This is a genomic window from Longimicrobium sp., assembly GCA_036389795.1.
Classification (GTDB): Bacteria; Gemmatimonadota; Gemmatimonadetes; order Longimicrobiales; family Longimicrobiaceae; genus Longimicrobium.
Genome location: DASVWD010000215.1, coordinates 1 through 16,002, shown reverse-complemented (window position 1 = coordinate 16,002; position 16,002 = coordinate 1). Strand labels below are relative to the sequence as shown.

Annotated in this window: 16 protein-coding genes; all 16 read left to right on the top strand. The window is 67.0% G+C overall.

From position 1 onward, the window contains the following. The first annotated feature begins 85 nt into the window (after positions 1-85). Positions 86-1,273, top strand: a complete 1,188-nt coding sequence (locus tag VF746_25280; GenBank protein ID HEX8695753.1) for a hypothetical protein — start codon at positions 86-88, stop codon at positions 1,271-1,273. 130 nt (positions 1,274-1,403) lie between these two features. After that, positions 1,404-2,954, top strand: a complete 1,551-nt coding sequence (locus VF746_25275; GenBank protein HEX8695752.1) for a M20/M25/M40 family metallo-hydrolase — start codon at positions 1,404-1,406, stop codon at positions 2,952-2,954. A gap of 137 nt (positions 2,955-3,091) precedes the next feature. Continuing rightward, positions 3,092-4,081: a tetratricopeptide repeat protein gene (locus VF746_25270; GenBank protein ID HEX8695751.1), complete on the top strand. Its 990-nt coding sequence runs from the start codon at positions 3,092-3,094 to the stop codon at positions 4,079-4,081. 541 nt (positions 4,082-4,622) lie between these two features. Next, a complete protein-coding gene (locus tag VF746_25265; GenBank protein ID HEX8695750.1) occupies positions 4,623-5,081 on the top strand; it encodes a hypothetical protein in 459 nt (152 codons plus the stop codon). Between the two features lie 1,097 nt (positions 5,082-6,178). Then, entirely contained in the window at positions 6,179-6,823 is a 645-nt protein-coding gene (locus tag VF746_25260) for a hypothetical protein (protein ID HEX8695749.1), read from the top strand. Between the two features lie 598 nt (positions 6,824-7,421). Continuing rightward, positions 7,422-8,516, top strand: coding sequence for a tetratricopeptide repeat protein (locus VF746_25255; GenBank protein ID HEX8695748.1), 1,095 nt, complete (start codon positions 7,422-7,424; stop codon positions 8,514-8,516). 759 nt (positions 8,517-9,275) lie between these two features. Further along, on the top strand, positions 9,276-10,415 hold the full coding sequence (locus VF746_25250; GenBank protein HEX8695747.1) for a hypothetical protein: 1,140 nt from the start codon (positions 9,276-9,278) through the stop codon (positions 10,413-10,415). Positions 10,416-10,533: 118 nt separating this feature from the next. Continuing rightward, positions 10,534-10,944, top strand: a complete 411-nt coding sequence (locus VF746_25245) for a hypothetical protein (GenBank protein HEX8695746.1) — start codon at positions 10,534-10,536, stop codon at positions 10,942-10,944. A 232-nt stretch (positions 10,945-11,176) separates the two neighbouring features. Next, a complete protein-coding gene (locus VF746_25240) occupies positions 11,177-11,569 on the top strand; it encodes a hypothetical protein (GenBank protein ID HEX8695745.1) in 393 nt (130 codons plus the stop codon). Between the two features lie 23 nt (positions 11,570-11,592). Further along, entirely contained in the window at positions 11,593-11,916 is a 324-nt protein-coding gene (locus tag VF746_25235; protein HEX8695744.1) for a hypothetical protein, read from the top strand. Continuing rightward, a complete protein-coding gene (locus VF746_25230) occupies positions 11,880-12,920 on the top strand; it encodes a sigma factor-like helix-turn-helix DNA-binding protein (GenBank protein ID HEX8695743.1) in 1,041 nt (346 codons plus the stop codon). Before VF746_25235 ends, VF746_25230 begins: the two co-directional genes overlap by 37 nt. Before the next feature lie 24 nt (positions 12,921-12,944). Then, positions 12,945-13,505: a hypothetical protein gene (locus VF746_25225; GenBank protein HEX8695742.1), complete on the top strand. Its 561-nt coding sequence runs from the start codon at positions 12,945-12,947 to the stop codon at positions 13,503-13,505. Between the two features lie 192 nt (positions 13,506-13,697). After that, a complete protein-coding gene (locus tag VF746_25220) occupies positions 13,698-14,177 on the top strand; it encodes a hypothetical protein (GenBank protein ID HEX8695741.1) in 480 nt (159 codons plus the stop codon). Between the two features lie 329 nt (positions 14,178-14,506). Continuing rightward, the gene (locus VF746_25215; protein ID HEX8695740.1) at positions 14,507-14,809 is read left to right on the top strand and encodes a hypothetical protein; all 303 of its coding nucleotides are present in this window, start codon (positions 14,507-14,509) and stop codon (positions 14,807-14,809) included. A 260-nt stretch (positions 14,810-15,069) separates the two neighbouring features. Further along, the gene (locus VF746_25210) at positions 15,070-15,468 is read left to right on the top strand and encodes a hypothetical protein (protein ID HEX8695739.1); all 399 of its coding nucleotides are present in this window, start codon (positions 15,070-15,072) and stop codon (positions 15,466-15,468) included. A 141-nt stretch (positions 15,469-15,609) separates the two neighbouring features. Beyond that, a partial coding sequence (gene purE, locus VF746_25205) for a 5-(carboxyamino)imidazole ribonucleotide mutase (protein ID HEX8695738.1) occupies positions 15,610-16,002 on the top strand: 393 nt, incomplete at its 3' end.

Sequence of the window (16,002 nt, the reverse complement as noted above, 5' to 3'; positions counted from 1 at the left end):
CGATCGCGAGCGTGGCCAGGCGATTCTACTTCGTGATCTTATTTGCGTCTGTGTGTGAGTCTATCCTCTTGCCGGATGTATCCCGATGAGTGCCGCACTGGCCGCCCCAACCCTCGCTCCGCCCCTGACGCCGAACTCGCACGCGGCGGCGCTTCCCGGGGTGCGCCTGCTCACGGTCAACGAGCAGCCCGCGCGGCGCCCGCTGGGAGCGTGGGCCGAGGATCTCTCCGGGAGCTTGGCCACCGCACTCGCCGAGCCCGACGTGATAGGCCGGGCGCGGACAGTCACCGGGTGCGGGAACAACGCCTCGCTCATCCTCGCGCATGCCGGCCGGCTTGACGATGCCGAGCGCGTCGTGCGCGCGCAGGTCGCCTGGCTGCAGGCGGGCGCCGACCGCACGGGGGAGGGAGCGCTCCTGGCGCTGGCGCTGCAGCCCTGGATAAACCTGGGCCGCCTGCACGCCCTGCGCGGCCACGCCGCCGCCGCACTACGCCACTATGCCGAGGTGCGCGCCTGCCGGATGGATGCGCCCGTGTCGCTCGCCGGACGCGCCATCATCCCCGCGCACTGGAAGGCCGCAGGGTGGGAACCCGCCGGGCTGGAGCGCTTCGCCCGCACCGCGTGGGCAATCGACGGGCTCCGCGTCCTTCTCGCCGCCGGCCGCTGGGCCGAGGTGCGGGAGATGGCGGACGGCGACGCGGAGCGCGGCGCGGGCGGCGCCGCGGCCTTCCTGCGCGAGGCGCGCTGGATCGCCCTCGGGCGCGAGGGGCGAGTGGACGTCGCCCTGGCGCAGGTGGAGCCTGCCGTGCGCGCGGGGAGCGTCTGGGACCGCATGGTGGCGCACGTGCGCCGTGCCGAACTCCTTCTGCTGGCCGGCGACGAGACGAGTGCGGCCGGCACGCTGGGTGAACTGGTGGCCGTCTTCGGGCGGATGGGCGGGCTGGAGGGGCTGCAGCTCCCCGCGCTCCTGATCGTGCAGGCGCTGGCGGCGCTCGCGGTTCTTCACGTTCCCTCGGCCGCCGCGCGCACCCTTGCCGGGCGCGTGGCCGCGGGCGCGCGCCGCCTGGACGACGAGGTGATGGAGATTGAGATTCTGCGCCTCCTGGCGGCCAGCGACCGTCCCGCCGAGCGCGCACGCCGCGCGGACGAGCTCCGCCGCCGGACGGATGCCACTGGCTACGCGCGCCTGCGCCCGCGCGACCGTCCACCCGCCCCCTCGGCCGCCGTCGACGCGCTCCTGGAGCGTATCCTCGCCGCCCTTCGGACGGACTGAGACGGACGCGCCCGTTGGTATGTCGGATCGTCGGCGCGCGTCGAGAGGGCAGGGTCCCATCCGGCAGCACCCATCCGATCCAGCACCGGCCACATCAACCAGGCTCCCGCAGTTGCACCATTTCAGCGACATGAAGCGCCCGTTCCTCCTCGCCGCGGCTGTCCTCGCCGCGGCCGCCCTCGCCGCCCGGGTCATCGCGCAGGCTCCGCCTCCGGCCAACGCCGTGCTGGAGGCCATCCGCCGCGAGGGGACGGAGGACTCACAGCTGGAGCCGCTGGCGCAGGCGCTCCTCGACTCCATCGGTCCGCGCCTCACCGGCTCGCCCGGAGCCGCGGCGGCGCACGTGTGGGCCGTCGCCCAGTACCGCGCCTGGGGGATCGAGGCGCGGAGCGAGAAGTACGGGACCTGGACCGGCTGGCGCCGCGGGATCACCCACGTGGACCTGCGGGAGCCTCGCGTCCGCTCGTTGGAAGGCACCCTGCTGGCGTGGAGCCCAGGCACCGGGGGACCGCTGGAGGGCGAGGCAGTCGTCCTCCCCGCCGCCGCGTCGCGCGCAGAATTCGAGGCGTGGCTGGCGACCGCAAAAGGGAAGTGGGTGCTCGTCTCCGCCCCGCAGCGCACCTGCCGGCCGCCCGAGACCTGGGAGCGGTGGGCCACGCCCGAGGGGCTGGAGCGGATGCGGCGCGAGCGCGCCGACATTGACGCCGCCTGGGCTCGCCGCGTGGCCATGAGCGGCGCGGACGCTCGCTGGCTGCCGGTGCGGCTGGAAGAAGCCGGGGTGCTGGGGGTCCTCTCCGCCCCGCGCTCCGGGGGGTGGGGCGCTCACCCGGTGCTCAACGCGTGGACGCTGCGCGCTCCCATGCTCGGCCTGGGGTGCGAGGACTACGGCCTGGTCTTCCGCCTCGCCGAAAACCGCCAGGGCCCGGTGCTGCGCATCGACGCCGAAGGAAAGTTCGACGGCGATGTGGACGTCTTCAACACCCTCGCAGTGATCCCCGGGTCGGAGGAGCCCGAGGAGTACGTCGTCCTCTCCGCACACCTTGATTCGTGGGACGCCGCGTCCGGCGCGACCGACAACGGCGCCGGCACCGTGGCCGTGATGGAGGCCATGCGCATCCTGAAGGAACTCGTTCCGCGCCCGAAGCGGACGATCATGGCCGGGCACTGGAGCGGCGAGGAGCAGGGGCTGAACGGCTCGCTCGCTTTCGCCGACGACCACCCGGAGGTGGTGCGCGGGCTGCACGCGCTCTTCAACCTCGACCAGGGGACGGGGCGCGTCACCCGCGTCTCCATGCAAGGGCTCCCGGGCGCCGGCGCCCGCTTCGCCAGCTGGTTCTCGCGCGTCCCCACGGACCTCGGCGGTGGAGTGGAGGTAAGCGCACCGGGCGTGCGGGAGAACGGCGGGAGCGATCACGCGGCGTTTGTCTGTCGAGGCGCGCCCGCGTTCAATCTCGAGTCGCTGGAGTGGGACTACCGCGGCTACACCTGGCACACCGACCGCGACACGTACGACAAGCTGGTCTTCGACGACCTGCGGGCCAACGCTGTCCTGCTCGCCATGCTGGCGTACCTGGCTTCCGAAGATCCCGAGCCCCTTCCCCAGGCTTCTGAGCCCGGGCCCGGCGCCTGCCGCCAGCCCGCCCGCAGCATGGTGGAGTTCCTGGAGAACCTGCTGCACTAACGGCGGGCAGATCGAGCGCACTGGCCCGACGACGGTCCCGATGCGCCACAGGATAAGCGCGAGCATCGCCCGACTGGCCGACGATCCGGATCCATCGCGACAGCGCACTCCCCTTACCCCAGCCCGGAGCCGCAACCATGCAGTCACCGTCCCAACTCGCGCGCCGCATCCTCGCCGCCGCGGTGCTCCTGGCGCTCTTCGCGCCGCCGCTCCTGGCGCAGGACCCCATCGCCCGCGGGGTGCGCCTGTTCGAGCAGGGGCAGTACGCCGCCGCTCGCCGCGCCATTGAGCCATACGCGCAGAGCCATCCGCGCGACGCTCGCGCCGCCTACTACGTGGGGCTCACGCACCTCTCCGAGCGCGACGTCGACCGCGCAGTGGAGTGGCTGGAGCGGGCCGTGGTACTTGACGGCCGCAGCGCCGACCATCACCTGAACCTGGGAAACGCGTACGGACTGAAGGCCATGCGCGCCAGTGTCATCCGCCGCGCCCTCCTTGCCCGCAAGGCCAAAACCGAGTTCGAGGCCGCCGTGTCGCTGGCGCCCAACAGCGTCGAGGCGCGCTGGGGACTGATGCGCTTCTACATGCTCGCCCCTGGCGTGCTGGGGGGAGGCAGGGAGAGGGCTTTGGAACAGGCGGGCGAGATCCGACGGCGCAACGCGTACGCGGGCGTGTACGCCCACGCCGCCGTCTACCGCGAGCAGGACGACCTGGCGGCCGCGGCGCGCGAACTGGAGGCGGGCCTCCGCCACTTCCCCGACAGCGTCGGCCTGTACGTGGGGCTGGGGAACACCTACGAGCAGATGCAGCGCCTCGATGCGAGCGTGGGCGTTTTCGAGCGCCTGATGCAACGTCAGCCACAGGAGATGACCGCCTACTACCAGCTCGCGCGGCTCAGCGTGCTCACCGGGAACCAGATGGAACGCGGCGCGGTGCTGCTGCGGCGCTACCTGCGCCACACCCCCCGTGCTGGCGAGCCTCCCCTTTCCGCCGCACACTGGCGGCTAGGCATGATCTACGAGCGCGAGGGGAAGCTCGACCAAGCCCGTGCCTCATACCGCGCCGCGCTGACGCTCGACCCGGACTTCAAGCCCGCGCAGGAGTCGCTTGCGAAGCTGGGGAGTTGATCCGGCCGGGCCTAGCAACGGCGGTAAGTGTGCATCGGCGTTGTCCCACACCGCTGCCAGCACTTGAACCAGGAGCCGGTCGAGTTCACGCAGCTTCCGGAGCTCCTGCGCGAGGCGAAGCTCCAAGAGCTTCCGCGTCCTGAAGCAGGCGCTCCCGTTGCTCAGGTGTCAGGCCCAGCCGCAGAGTTGAGTCGAGGCCGAGGGCTGGCACGCCGCTGCGGCCTCGCGGACACGCTCGACCAGAGCGGACTCGTAGCCGTCCCGTCCAGCTCTCCGAGCAACTGTTCGACGCGGTAGAGATCCTGACGGTGGAGCAGTGGCAGAAGCTGCCCGAAGCGATCCGCGTTCCCGCACGTCAACTCGTCCCACCCAGAGCGCCCGCCGCCCCGGCCCGGATTCAGAATACACTTGAAGGTCGCTCTCCGCTTTCGCCTGCGTGGGCGGTGGCGTGGTCGTCGGAAAGCGCTTCCTGAGTTTCTATCCGGCACTTTCCGGCACTCACTTGCTTCGTCTTGTCCAGAGCGTATTTTCCGCTTGCTGAGTGGACGAGAACTGCAGCCGCGAGCGTAGCGTGAAGAAAGAAAAGAAACCGTCGAAACCGCAGGAGCCTGCGAAAGACGAAGAGTTTCGACAAATCCGCGAGGCGCTCAGGGAGGCCGTGGAGCGCACCTCCCTCCGCGGGGTGGCACGCGAACTGAGCATGTCCCCCACGGGTCTACGGGGACTGATCGACGGAGCTGCCCCATACGTGAAGACCCAGCAGAAGGTGCGAATCTGGTTGGCGTCCTACGACCGCGATGTGCACGGGGATCTTCCCACCAGCACGGTTGCGGGAGTCCTGCGCCGCCTGCTGTGGCGTGTCCCCGGGCAGTCCCGGAGCGGGGCAGAGGTACGTGTGCTCAACGGGTTCGAGGAGGCGTTCCGGTTCGGGGGCGTGGAGGTTCCCGCGTGGGTTGCAGAGATTCGTCAGGGCTTAATCGGAGGTACTGACGAAAAATAAGCGGTTCTCGCGAGCGGGCCTTCTCACAACGTCTCGCTGGAGGTACTGCTGCGAGCGCTTCTCCGACTGGGCGGTCTCGGCCCGAGCCCCGCGGACCGCCGTGTGGTTCGCCCAAGCGGCTGCCGCCGCGAGCCCCGCCGACGCGTCGGTCGCAATGCGGGTCGGCCAGCTCACCGCGGGGTTCGGCCGCCTCACCCTGGGTGAGGATTGGCTGCGCCGCGCCATCGCGCTTGGACGCCGCTCGGGAGATCGCTCCTTGCGGCTTCTTGCGGAAGTGCCTGGGCGGCTGCCCGGCTACTTGGGGCTGCGAAGAGTCACGTCCACACCTCCGCTCTTCTAGCGCCATGATCCTTTTTACATATCTTAGGGTGTCCGTCTGTACACTTTACGTGTGGGTGTTACGCCCAATCGTAACCACTCGGCCCTGAGACATCCCGTTGACAGCGAACGGCTCAAGCGCAACGCTCAGGAGGCCGCGGCGGTCCAGTCGTCGGCAAATCGTGCCGCCTATTCCAAGTTGGCGCCGCGATTTCGAGATCTTGGATGAATTGTGTTCTGAGCGGTTAGTTGCATTGGCGCTTTGGGAATCCTTGCGTGACGTCGCGCTATGGGCGCGCTCCGACCCTGGGGACCGCATTTACCTGTTCCACCCACCGCCCGCTGATCTTTGGTCGGACGCTGGTAAAGCGATTCCCGAAATTATGGAATCCCTGGAGCGATTCCGCGATTTAGTTCGCACCCCCGTTGATCTTGTGCGGGACGAGGTAGCCGAGGCATGCCGTCAGGTATACCAGTGGGCCGAAGATCGGGCATACCTGCAGACGGCTGCCCACTTTGCCGAAGCGGCAGCCCTGGTGAAGTCGAATGACGCTTCTCTTGCGAACTTAGCCGCTCGTACGTGCCGGCGTGCTGGTCTGCCCGCCCGTGCTGGCCCATGGTATGTTCGAGGCCGTGTCTTAGCAGTCCTAGCCAACGACTTCGGTGAGAAGTTTAGTGCGTTTGTTGGCTACGGATGGCTAATGTACAGCTTGGGACGGTATGATCGTGCACGTAGGATAATAGATAAGGCTGCTCGGGCAGCTTACAACGAGCGGCATATGCGAATGGCGGGTGAGGCGGAACATAACCTGCTCGCGATTTGTTCGGAATTAAAGCAATACAAGGCAGGCGAGCAATACGCACTTAACGCGCTTGATCATTATCCAATCCATCATCCGCTAGTGCCATTCTTGGTGCACGATGTAGCTTATCTCTTCGTAGCTTGTGCCTTTTATTCTCCCGCTCTCAATCTGCTTCAACAGGCGATCAAAACAATGCGGCGCCCTCAAGACCCGGTGCTCGCTTGGGGAACCATGGCGCAGGCGGCAGCGGGTGCGCATCGCACGGATTTGTATCACGAAGCGAGAGATACGGCCTTGGATCTGCTGGAAACGTATCCGGAATTCGCCCCTGCAACTCTGCGGAGTCTTGGATACGCGGCACAATTGGCAGAAGATTGGGATGTTGCCGAACACGTGGCAAGAAACGCTGCTGAGGTGGCACGCGCGCGCCGTATGTTTGAAGTAGAGCGAACTTCGCTAGAGCTATTAGATCGTGTGCGGATAAGGGAGCCGGGGGTGCCCGAAACGCCCCCCCCGGCTTTAAACCGCATTGAAACCATAACGCGGGCGTGCCGGATCAAACTCCGGTTGTGGAGCGGACCGAAGCGTGGACGCCCACCAGGTGAATCCCCACCGGCTTAGTGACCTGATCCGTACGATCCGCCGCGCATCCCGCCGGTGGTGTCAGGAGGCGGGGAACTACCGTCGAAAAGAGCGCTCGGCGTGGTTAGGGGTTCCGTCTTGGTCGGATGTTCCGAGCAAGCGGCGGTGGCTGCCACCACAACCATGGTGGTGAACAGAGTGCGCGCGGTTTTCATGGCGTCTACTCCTTGATGGGGTAAGAGGTTGTGCCGATTCCGGCAGTCCGCAGTCTAATAATACCGCTCTGGAAACGCCACGAACCCCGGCTTAAATCCAAAGAGGACACGTTCGCCGGTAAAATCTGGGAATATGCATGGTTATTATCGGGCCAGTACGCTTCGTCGACTGGTAACAAATTGTCCAGGGGTTGCCGACCATTAGCACGCGCAAGACGCGGGATCGTTTGGAGCGTGGGACCTATTGGAGGCGTCCCATTGCTCTTCCGGGCGAGCGGTCTTTTCTAGAATTCGTTCAGGAGCTCGCGTCGAGCGTTGATGGTCCGCTCGCTGCAGAGTTGTTCTTACGAGTACGCGGTGTTCGCCTTTGGGCTGATACTCCTCCCGATCGAAGAGACTACATCCGCGTTACCGTGCGGAAAGTGCACACCTACTCGAGTGCTACGCCTCGAGCCATCCGAAAAACACTTGCTACGCTCTATCAATTATTGCACTCTGAAGAATATGTGAGTGCCTTTGAAGCTGCCGATGCTTGCAGATTGATCGCTAAGTGGGCGGGGCGTAAGGGGCTAACGGTCACATCACTTCAATATGCAGAGGCATGTGCCGCTATCCTGCCGCAAAGTCCGAGAGCATTAAATTTTGCAGCTCGTACGAACCGGCTTCTGGGACAGCCCTCTCGCGCGGAAGTTTACTACGAGCGAGCAATCAACTTTGCGAGGCATAAATCCCAGTGGGCGCAGTATGTGCGAGGCAACCTCGGGCTTGGTACGATTCGGGCTGCTCAGGGTAAAGTGCAAGCGGCAATTGATTACTTTCACGCGGCCGCCAGAGCAGCAAAGTCGGAGAGTGGCGAGCGCTGGCTCGCTGCGCGGACCGCTCATGATCTCCTTCTGCTACAGGCCGACCTAGGATATTTCAATGAAGCTGCAGAGACGGCAATCGATTGCCTAGAGTGGTACGGTGTTCATAACCCGCGTTTCCCAGCTGTCGTTCACGATATTGGAATGCTATTTGTTCGCCAGGGCAGGTATGAAATAGCGCTGCCGTTGTTAGAGTTGGTGACGCGGGCGAATATCGCTCCCGTCGATCAGGCGCTTGGTTGGAGTACCTACGCGAGGGCCGTCGCTGGTGGCGGAGACAAAGCACGGTATATGGAAGCGATGGGTAAAGCGCTCGATTTCATCACGCGCTTTCCAGTACATGGAAGTGCCGTGTTTAACAACCTAGCATTTGGTGCACAGTCGCTAGGTCTGTGGGAACACGCGGAGATATATGCGCGTGAAGGCGCCGCACGGGCAGTGGCCGGTACCGCCGAAGCCAGAGATGCAACTAAGCTTTTGTCAGATTGTACTACGCGTACTGTTCCACAGTACGACTCAAGACCCCTAACCGGTTACCCGTGGGACCGGTTGTTCCAGCTTCTTGCGGACGTACCGCGACGAATGACAGCGTGGCGTGGTCCGACCTTTACCAAGCGCCATGAGGACGGACCGCCCCCCGACGTCGAGTTCTAGCTTCCGGATCCCATGCCGTAACCATTCCGACTCGCGGAATCAAATTGAGTTGTCTCAGATGTTCCTCCTGTAACACTTCCCGAACCCATTCCGTACCCTGAGTCAAACCGCGGCGCCTCATGAGGTGTCGCGGTTGGATTCGTTCCGCTGCACCCGAGGGCAGCTCCTGAGACTGCGATAATCGCGACGAGAATGCGTGTGGGCTTCATGGTCACCTCGGAGGTACGCGGCGAAGGCAGAATCGCGACGGGTGTGGCAGAAAGATACACTTGCGCTTCCGGTTCACGCCATATCGCAGGGCCGATCACAACTCCCCTTTTTTTGTTATCCCGCCCCAGTTCTCGAAAGTCCCTCTTCTTATCGCAAAATATTGCGGCTCCTTTTATGTCGTAGATCGGGACGAAGCCTTTGCCGTCATAGCGGGAGACTTTACGATCACCATTCCAGTGCGGATGTTTAACGCCACGAATGTGACGGTGTGCGTTCGACCCAGCAGCCTAATGGATTGGGGTTTTTAATTCAGGGCCTATACGTCGCCGCCGCCAAGTCCGAGACGTATCGAACTATCAGCTAATGTCCGACTCACGCGATCAGGAAAGTGCGCCACCGAGTGGCGCCGACCGGAACAACGGCTCACGGCGTGCCCGTAGGGGCGAGGCGTGGAAGCAGCTCCGGCCCGCGCACCGGAAGTCGAGCAAGCGCTGGTGTCTTCCTCCTGTGCTGTTTCGCGAGCCGGGCTCCATAGCGCAGATGGACGGCGTGGAGATCCTCGACGAGCTGCGCAGCGACTTGGGCATGCTGCTCTGGCAGATCAACCGCGACGTGTTGCTGTGGGCCGGCACCGAGCCCGAGGAGAGGCCTCGCCTGTTCACAGCCGGTGCGCTGAGCCGGCGCGAGCGGCAGGTGAAGCACGCCGGGCTGGCGGGGGAGGCTCTCGCCGCCGTCGAGCTGCTGACGGGTCTCCTGCGCAGCGACGTGGTCGAGGACGCCAGCCACGTCACCTACTGCTGCGAGCGCCTCTCCGACTGGGCGGTCTCGGCCCGGGTCCCGCAGACCGCCGTGTGGTTCGCCCAGGCGGCTGCCGCCGCGAGCCCCGCCGACGCGTCGGTCGCAATGCGGGTCGGCCAGCTCACCGCGGGGTTCGGCCGCCTCACCCTGGCTGAGGACTGGCTGCGCCGCGCGATCGCGCTTGGACGCCGCTCGGGAGACTGGGCCTCGTACGGAGATGCCTGGGTCGAGCTGGGGCGCGTGATGCTCTTGCGCGACCAGGTGGCGCGCGCGCGCACGTGCTTTCTCAAGGCCACCCGCGCCGCGCGGCGCCACAGTCTATGGGCCACGCGCGGTCAGGCGTACTACGGTCTCTTCAAGGCCGCTGTCGCGGCGGATGACCACGATGACGCCGAGCGGTACGCGCAGACCGCCCTCAGCGCCTTGGGCAAGCAGCATCCGGACATCCCCGCACTCCTGCACGATCTCGCCGAGTTGATGCTTCGCCGGGGCGACAACAGCCTCGCAGCGATGCACATCCTCCAGAACCTCCTCCCCACCAGGCGCCCGCACGGAGAACGAATCGAGACGCTGACGCTGCTAGTGAAGGCGGCCGGCGGCGCGGGGGAGCAGACCGTTCTCCAGCAGGCGTGGTTGGATGTCTTGGACGCCCTCCAGCGCCTTGGCGAAACGCCCGAGGCCGCACGGTACCTGCTGAAACTCGCGCGAGCCGCGGCCGACGTCACGGAGGTGCGCATGGCGCAGGAAAGTGCGCGGCGCGCCCTCGCGATCGCGACCCGCCGCGTGGAGCAGCCGTTGGCGGTCGAAGCCGCCGCGTTGCTCGAAGAATTCGGAGTTCCCGGGATTGCAGTCCCGACTCCGCGTCGCCTCCGCTCCCGCGTCATGAAATGAAACGTCGCCTCGCGCTACCCCTTACGCTCGTGGTGTTGCCGGTGACGCCGTCGTGCAATGACGTGCAGTCGGGAAATGACGTCGATGTGCAGCCGAGCCGAGGCCGGACGCCGTTCTGATGCCGCGCCCTCCCAGCGATACGCGCCGGGCGATCCCGCTCCCGCCGCGCGCGAACGCGCCGGACGAACCCGAGCCGCGCGAAGTGCGCGCCGCCCGGCTCCGTCCGCACGTCGCCCGCTGGGTGGAGCTGCTGGGGCCGGCGGCCGTCGCGGCCCGCACCGGGCTCGGCATGGCTGCGGTGAAGGCCTTCGTTCGCCGCCGCACGATCCCGCTCCCCGGCGCGCTCGACGCGTACGAGGAAATGCTGGAAGCCGACGACGATCCCTCCAGCGGATACGCCGATTGGCGTCCTACGGAGGTCAACATCGCGGCGCTCCCGCCGCCGCTCCGCAGGTACATCCACGAGCTCCAGGAGCGGGTGCGCGCGCTTACGGCGCACCAGGACGACACGCGGCGAGAGGAGCCCTGATGGGGGATCGTCGCGACGAAACGAAGGCGACGGCTCCCGAAGAGCCGAACGCTCCCCGGCGGGGGAACATCCTCACGATCCCGCCGGGCACCCACAACATCGGGCCGCGCGGTGCGGGATCGGATGGCGCCCGTCCTCCCCGACCGGCCCCGGAAATTACACGGCGGGCGTGACAGGGTCGTGGGGAGCCGAGACCGCTCCAATTTCCTCAGCTCGTTTCCAGGAGGGACGAATGTTCCGCATGAGAAGCGCACTACCGCTCTTCGCCATCGTGCTCGTGGTAGTCACTGCTTGCGAGCCTGAGTCGATCAGCGGGTCCAGCCCCTCTGCTGCGCCGACGGCAATGGTCCCCGTGCAATTGGACGCGGTGGCGCTCCCGAGTTCCACTTCCGATGCCTCGGTCCCCGCGAACCAGCTTTCACCCGCTTTCTCCGAGTTGCTTCGCAGCAGCCGTGCGTTGGCCGGAAGCCAGCCTGCATCTGGCCGCCAGCCGGTCTCCTCGGCGGACGTGCAGAATGCGGCCGCGCGTCTTGACCAGATCATGCTTCGGCTTGGGCAAGGTGCCGGTCAGCGTGAGCTGAGGCCGCTGATCGCCGCGCTCTCGACCGCGGCTACACAGCCCTGAAACCTCCAGCGCCACGCCCGCGAGTGCTGCATCCCGACGAAGTGCTCTACCTCGCCACCGGCGCCGGCGAGGCGTTCGCCACGTTGTTCGCTCGCCACCGGGAGTCGGTCCGGCGGGAGCTGGAGGCGGCGGGGCTCAGTCCCGACCAGGCAAGGTCCCAGGTGATCGTGGTGTTCCTTCGGCTCATGGATTCGCGGATCCGTGTGGACCGAACGCGGCCACTCGCGCAGTCGCTGCGCGACCTGGCGCGGAGCGTGGCTCGGCAAATCCAGGCCGGGTGCGGCGGTGAGGCTGCAGGAAGCCCGGCGGTGTGCGCGGCTCCACGCGCGATCTGCCTCGGCTCGTGACCGTGGCCGGATTGCCACTCACCCGCGATCCGGCTCGTGAGGCCGCCGTCGTCGCCGCGTACACGGCCTCTGAGGAAGAGACCTACAAGACCGTCGGTGAGCGCATCGGACTCTCACGCGAGCGCGTCCGGCAGCTCGTCGTCGCGTTCGAGCAGCGGACCGGATCGTCGGTACAGCGGGCGCCGGAGCGGCGATGCATCGCGCGAGCCTGCCGCTCGAAGCCGTCGCCCCCGACCCTGGCGCAGAAGATCGCCGCGCGGGTGCGGGTCGATCCGGAGACGGGGTGCTGGGAGTGGGGCGGGTCGTACCACCCTGCGCCTGGCGGCCAGGGATTTCCGAGATTCGAAGCACTGGGTGAACAGCTGGCGCGTCGTGTCTCGTACCGGCTGTGGTGCGGTCCGATTCCATCAGGCCGCGTCGTCACGACGACGTGCGGAAACGAGCGGTGCGTCAGCCCGTTCGACCTCGCGGCGCTGGACCCGTCGGCCGCGAGGCGCCTGGCCCGGGAGATGGGCAGGACGCGGAAGCACACGCCCCGGACCCACTGCCTGCGGGGCCATGAGTTCACCCCCGAGAACACCGCGTGGAACCCCGGGTGGGAGGTTCGAGATGGAGTGCGGGTCAGGATCCGCACACGGCTGTGCAAGACGTGCTTGCGGGAGCGAAACCGGTCCTATGCGCGCCTGAAGCCGGCCACATCGGGCCGCCCGCCCCTGCCGCCGGACCCCCACGAGGCGGAGGTCGAGCGGATCATCCGGCGTGCCACGAGGGCTTCACTGGCTGACCGCCTGCGGGTCCTGCAGCAGCAGCTCGAGCCGTGGGTGATCGGGGCGCCGCTTCCGGTGGCCGTCCGCGAACACGAGTCGTTCGCGGCTTACCAGGCGCGCGTGCCGCAGGACTCCACCTGGCTCTACACCTGGTGGATCGTCGGCCGCGTGCTGGCGGATCATCGGATCAAAGCCTTGATGGAGCGCTCGGCCCTAAATGGAGGAGGTCCACAATGAGCGGCGAAGCCGCGCAAACAGGGGATGATCGAAAGAAGCAACGACCATGTGATTGCCCCTGGTGCGGACGCGAGCCTGCTGCCGCGGATGGTGGTCCCGGCGAGAGCTGCAAACGGTGGCGGCAGCGATTCGATGCGAGCGCCACCCGGTACCGGGCCTCGAACGGTGGCTGATCCCACGCGCGACACGGATGCGGTAGCCCCGAGAGTTCCGACCGTGGATCTTCGGGTTTTCGTGGAGTCGCGGGTCGAAGCGCTGGGTCTACGCGCCGCCGCCCGCACGGTGGGAGTGAGCCCGGATACGCTGAGGCAGCTCATCCAGGGTGAGGTACGAGCGCCTCAGGCCGAAACCCGGCGCAAGCTCGAGACCTGGTTCTGGCATGTGTGCGCGAACGACCCGGCGGCGTCCGACGGAGGTGGCGAGATCGCCGCCCTGCGATACCTCGTGAGGTCGCTTCCGGAGCCGCAGCGCACCCTCGCTGCGGCGGAGGTGCTCCGCGCGGTGGAGGAGGCCTATGCAGCGCGGAGGCAGCCGCTACCGTGGCCCGCGCCGGATGTCCGCGCCGCATTCGGCGTCGGCCGGTGAGGAGCCAGCGGAGACGTTCGGGGGAGCCCGTGGCCAACCGAGGACGTGGCAAATGGCTCCTCGCCCGGCGACGGGAGGCAGCGTTCCTTCAAGCGCGGCGCGCGGAATCGCCCGGCACGCGGCTCTCCCGGCCACTTTGTCCATCTGAATTCTCGGATCCTGCGAAAGAGCCACTCGTCCGGAGGTGCCGCGATGGTGGGAATCGGGAGACTGATCGGGCCAGGACCGATCGAGAAGGCCGAAGTCGACCTCCTCTCGGCTGAGCGGGAGTTGGAGGCGCTTCGATCGGCTCTCCGGCGCGAGATCGCGGTGCATCGCGGCCTCGCGGGCGTCGCCGAGGAGATCGGCGTCGGGCGAATCGTGCTGCGGAAGTTCCTGGCCCTGGAAACGGTCCCGATCGCGACGCATCTCAGCCGAATCCGCGATTGGGCCGAGAACCGCCCCCCGGGTTCCACACCGCTCGCGTCGGTCCTGCTCGCCGCGCTCACGCGGGACCTGCCTGGAACTGCGCGATCCCGCGTGCGCCGGGAGCTGGCGGAAGCGCTCGCGAGCGGCCACCACCGAGCCGGAGACAGTGTTCCGGAGTGGGTGCGCTCGGAGCTCGGGATGGATGCGCCCCCCGCCCGCCGACGTCCCACTCGTCGCCGGGCCCGAGCCGTTCCGGAGGAGTAGGCATGCGCGGCGAGCCGCCGGATGTCCGGGCGTGCACGGGACCGGTGACTGGCGCTCACGGAAGCTCACGCGCCGAGCGGCCGCCGCCGCGCATCCTGTGCACCCCGTGCTCGCGGTACCTGCGTCGCTTTCCTGGGGAGCCGCCGGGATATCCGTGGGCGCTCGTCCCCGCCAGGGTCCTGGCGGGCTGGTGGGAGTGGCGCGGCGGGCGTCCCCGGCCTGAGCCGGAGTGGGAGGGCGAGCATCCCCGCTCGCACCTGCACTGGCTGATGTTCGGCGGCGGAAACTGAGCCCCGCGCGAACTGCCCCCACGAAGAAGGTGCCGATGCATGCGACGGTACGTGACACCATACGGGCCGCTGTACGCAGTCTCCGATGAGGAGGTCGTCGAGCGGATCGACGCAGCCGGGATCCTCCACTGCATCCCGTGGCCAGGAGCCTTCGCGACATTGGTGGCGCCGGGGACCGGAGAGCCCGATTACGCGGTGCAGCTCAAGGTCGAGGGGGTGATCGAGTACATGGATGCAGACTGCGATGTGGGGCGTCTCCTCGCCCGCTTCGTCGCGGAACTGCTGGATCGCGCGCCTGAGGCCGACGTCGCGATCGGCGAGGCGCCGCCGACTCGCTGCTGAGAGATAAACCACACCAGGGGTGCGTCCCAGATGATCGGAATCGAGATCGTCGGATTGGTTGTAGGAGCCGTGTACCTCGTTGAGCGCGTCGTCCGACCTGCAATTGACGCTACGCGGAGTGGTCGCCAGGCTCGGGCAGTGCAGGAAGACCTGCAGATACGAGTTGAGGTACTGGAAGCCGCGGTTCATGGGCTGTCCGAGGAAATCCAGTGGAGACGGCTGCAGCAGCCCGAGAGCGGAACCACCGGAATTGATGGCCGATGAGTCATCCCAACCATTCGCATCTCGAATCGGACGAGCTGCAACAGATCCGTGAGGCGCTCGCCACAACCGAGCAACGTACCTCCTTGCGAAGCCTGGCTCGCGAGGTGGGGATGTCCCCAACGGGTTTGCGCGGCGTGATCGACGGCGCCGAGCCTTATGCAAAGACCTGGGACAAGCTGCGGTTGTGGTACTCGCTCCGACAGGACGATTCGGGGGTCGACATGCCCTTCCAGGCCGTCGCTGCGCTCCTGCGCCGGCTGCTTAGACCGGTACCCCAGCAGTCGAAGCATGGTGCGGTGGTACGTGTGCTGAACGGGTTCGACGAAGCATTTCGGTTCGCGGGCATCATCGCGCCGCCGTGGTTCGTGGAGGTTCGCAAGGAACTGCTCTCCTGAAGTGGTCTGGAAGGCAGTGATGTACTCGGCCCGGCGCGGGGCGTTTGCTCGCGGCGCCTCGACGGCCGCCAGTCGGCGAGGACGCGGCTGGCGGTTGGAAGAAGTAAGCGGAAACCGGCGACGACGACGGTTCGACGACAGATGAGCCAGCCGCGGGTCGGGATCATCATGGGGAGCCGCTCCGACCGGGAGACCATGCAGGAGGCGGCGCGGGTGCTGGACGAGCTGGGGATCGCGTACGAGATGGAGATCGTCTCCGCGCACCGCACGCCCGACCGCATGTTCCGCTACGCCGAGCAGGCCGAGGAGCGCGGGCTGGAGGTGATCATCGCCGGCGCCGGCGGGGCCGCGCACCTCCCCGGGATGACCGCCGCCAAGACCGTCCTCCCGGTCATCGGCGTCCCCGTCCTCTCCTCGAGCTTGAGCGGGCTCGACTCGCTCCTCTCCATCGTGCAGATGCCGAAGGGCGTCCCCGTCGCCACCGTGGCGATCGGCAAGGCGGGCGCGGCCAACGCCGGGCTCCTGGCCGCGCGC

Coding starts and splice junctions, on each gene's coding strand:
- VF746_25280 (HEX8695753.1), top strand. CDS start 86: ATGAGTGCCGCACTGGCCGCCCCAACCCTCGCTCCGCCCCTGACGCCG.
- VF746_25275 (HEX8695752.1), top strand. CDS start 1,404: ATGAAGCGCCCGTTCCTCCTCGCCGCGGCTGTCCTCGCCGCGGCCGCC.
- VF746_25270 (HEX8695751.1), top strand. CDS start 3,092: ATGCAGTCACCGTCCCAACTCGCGCGCCGCATCCTCGCCGCCGCGGTG.
- VF746_25260 (HEX8695749.1), top strand. CDS start 6,179: ATGCGAATGGCGGGTGAGGCGGAACATAACCTGCTCGCGATTTGTTCG.
- VF746_25245 (HEX8695746.1), top strand. CDS start 10,534: ATGCCGCGCCCTCCCAGCGATACGCGCCGGGCGATCCCGCTCCCGCCG.
- VF746_25240 (HEX8695745.1), top strand. CDS start 11,177: ATGTTCCGCATGAGAAGCGCACTACCGCTCTTCGCCATCGTGCTCGTG.
- VF746_25225 (HEX8695742.1), top strand. CDS start 12,945: ATGATCGAAAGAAGCAACGACCATGTGATTGCCCCTGGTGCGGACGCG.
- VF746_25220 (HEX8695741.1), top strand. CDS start 13,698: ATGGTGGGAATCGGGAGACTGATCGGGCCAGGACCGATCGAGAAGGCC.
- VF746_25215 (HEX8695740.1), top strand. CDS start 14,507: ATGCGACGGTACGTGACACCATACGGGCCGCTGTACGCAGTCTCCGAT.
- VF746_25210 (HEX8695739.1), top strand. CDS start 15,070: ATGAGTCATCCCAACCATTCGCATCTCGAATCGGACGAGCTGCAACAG.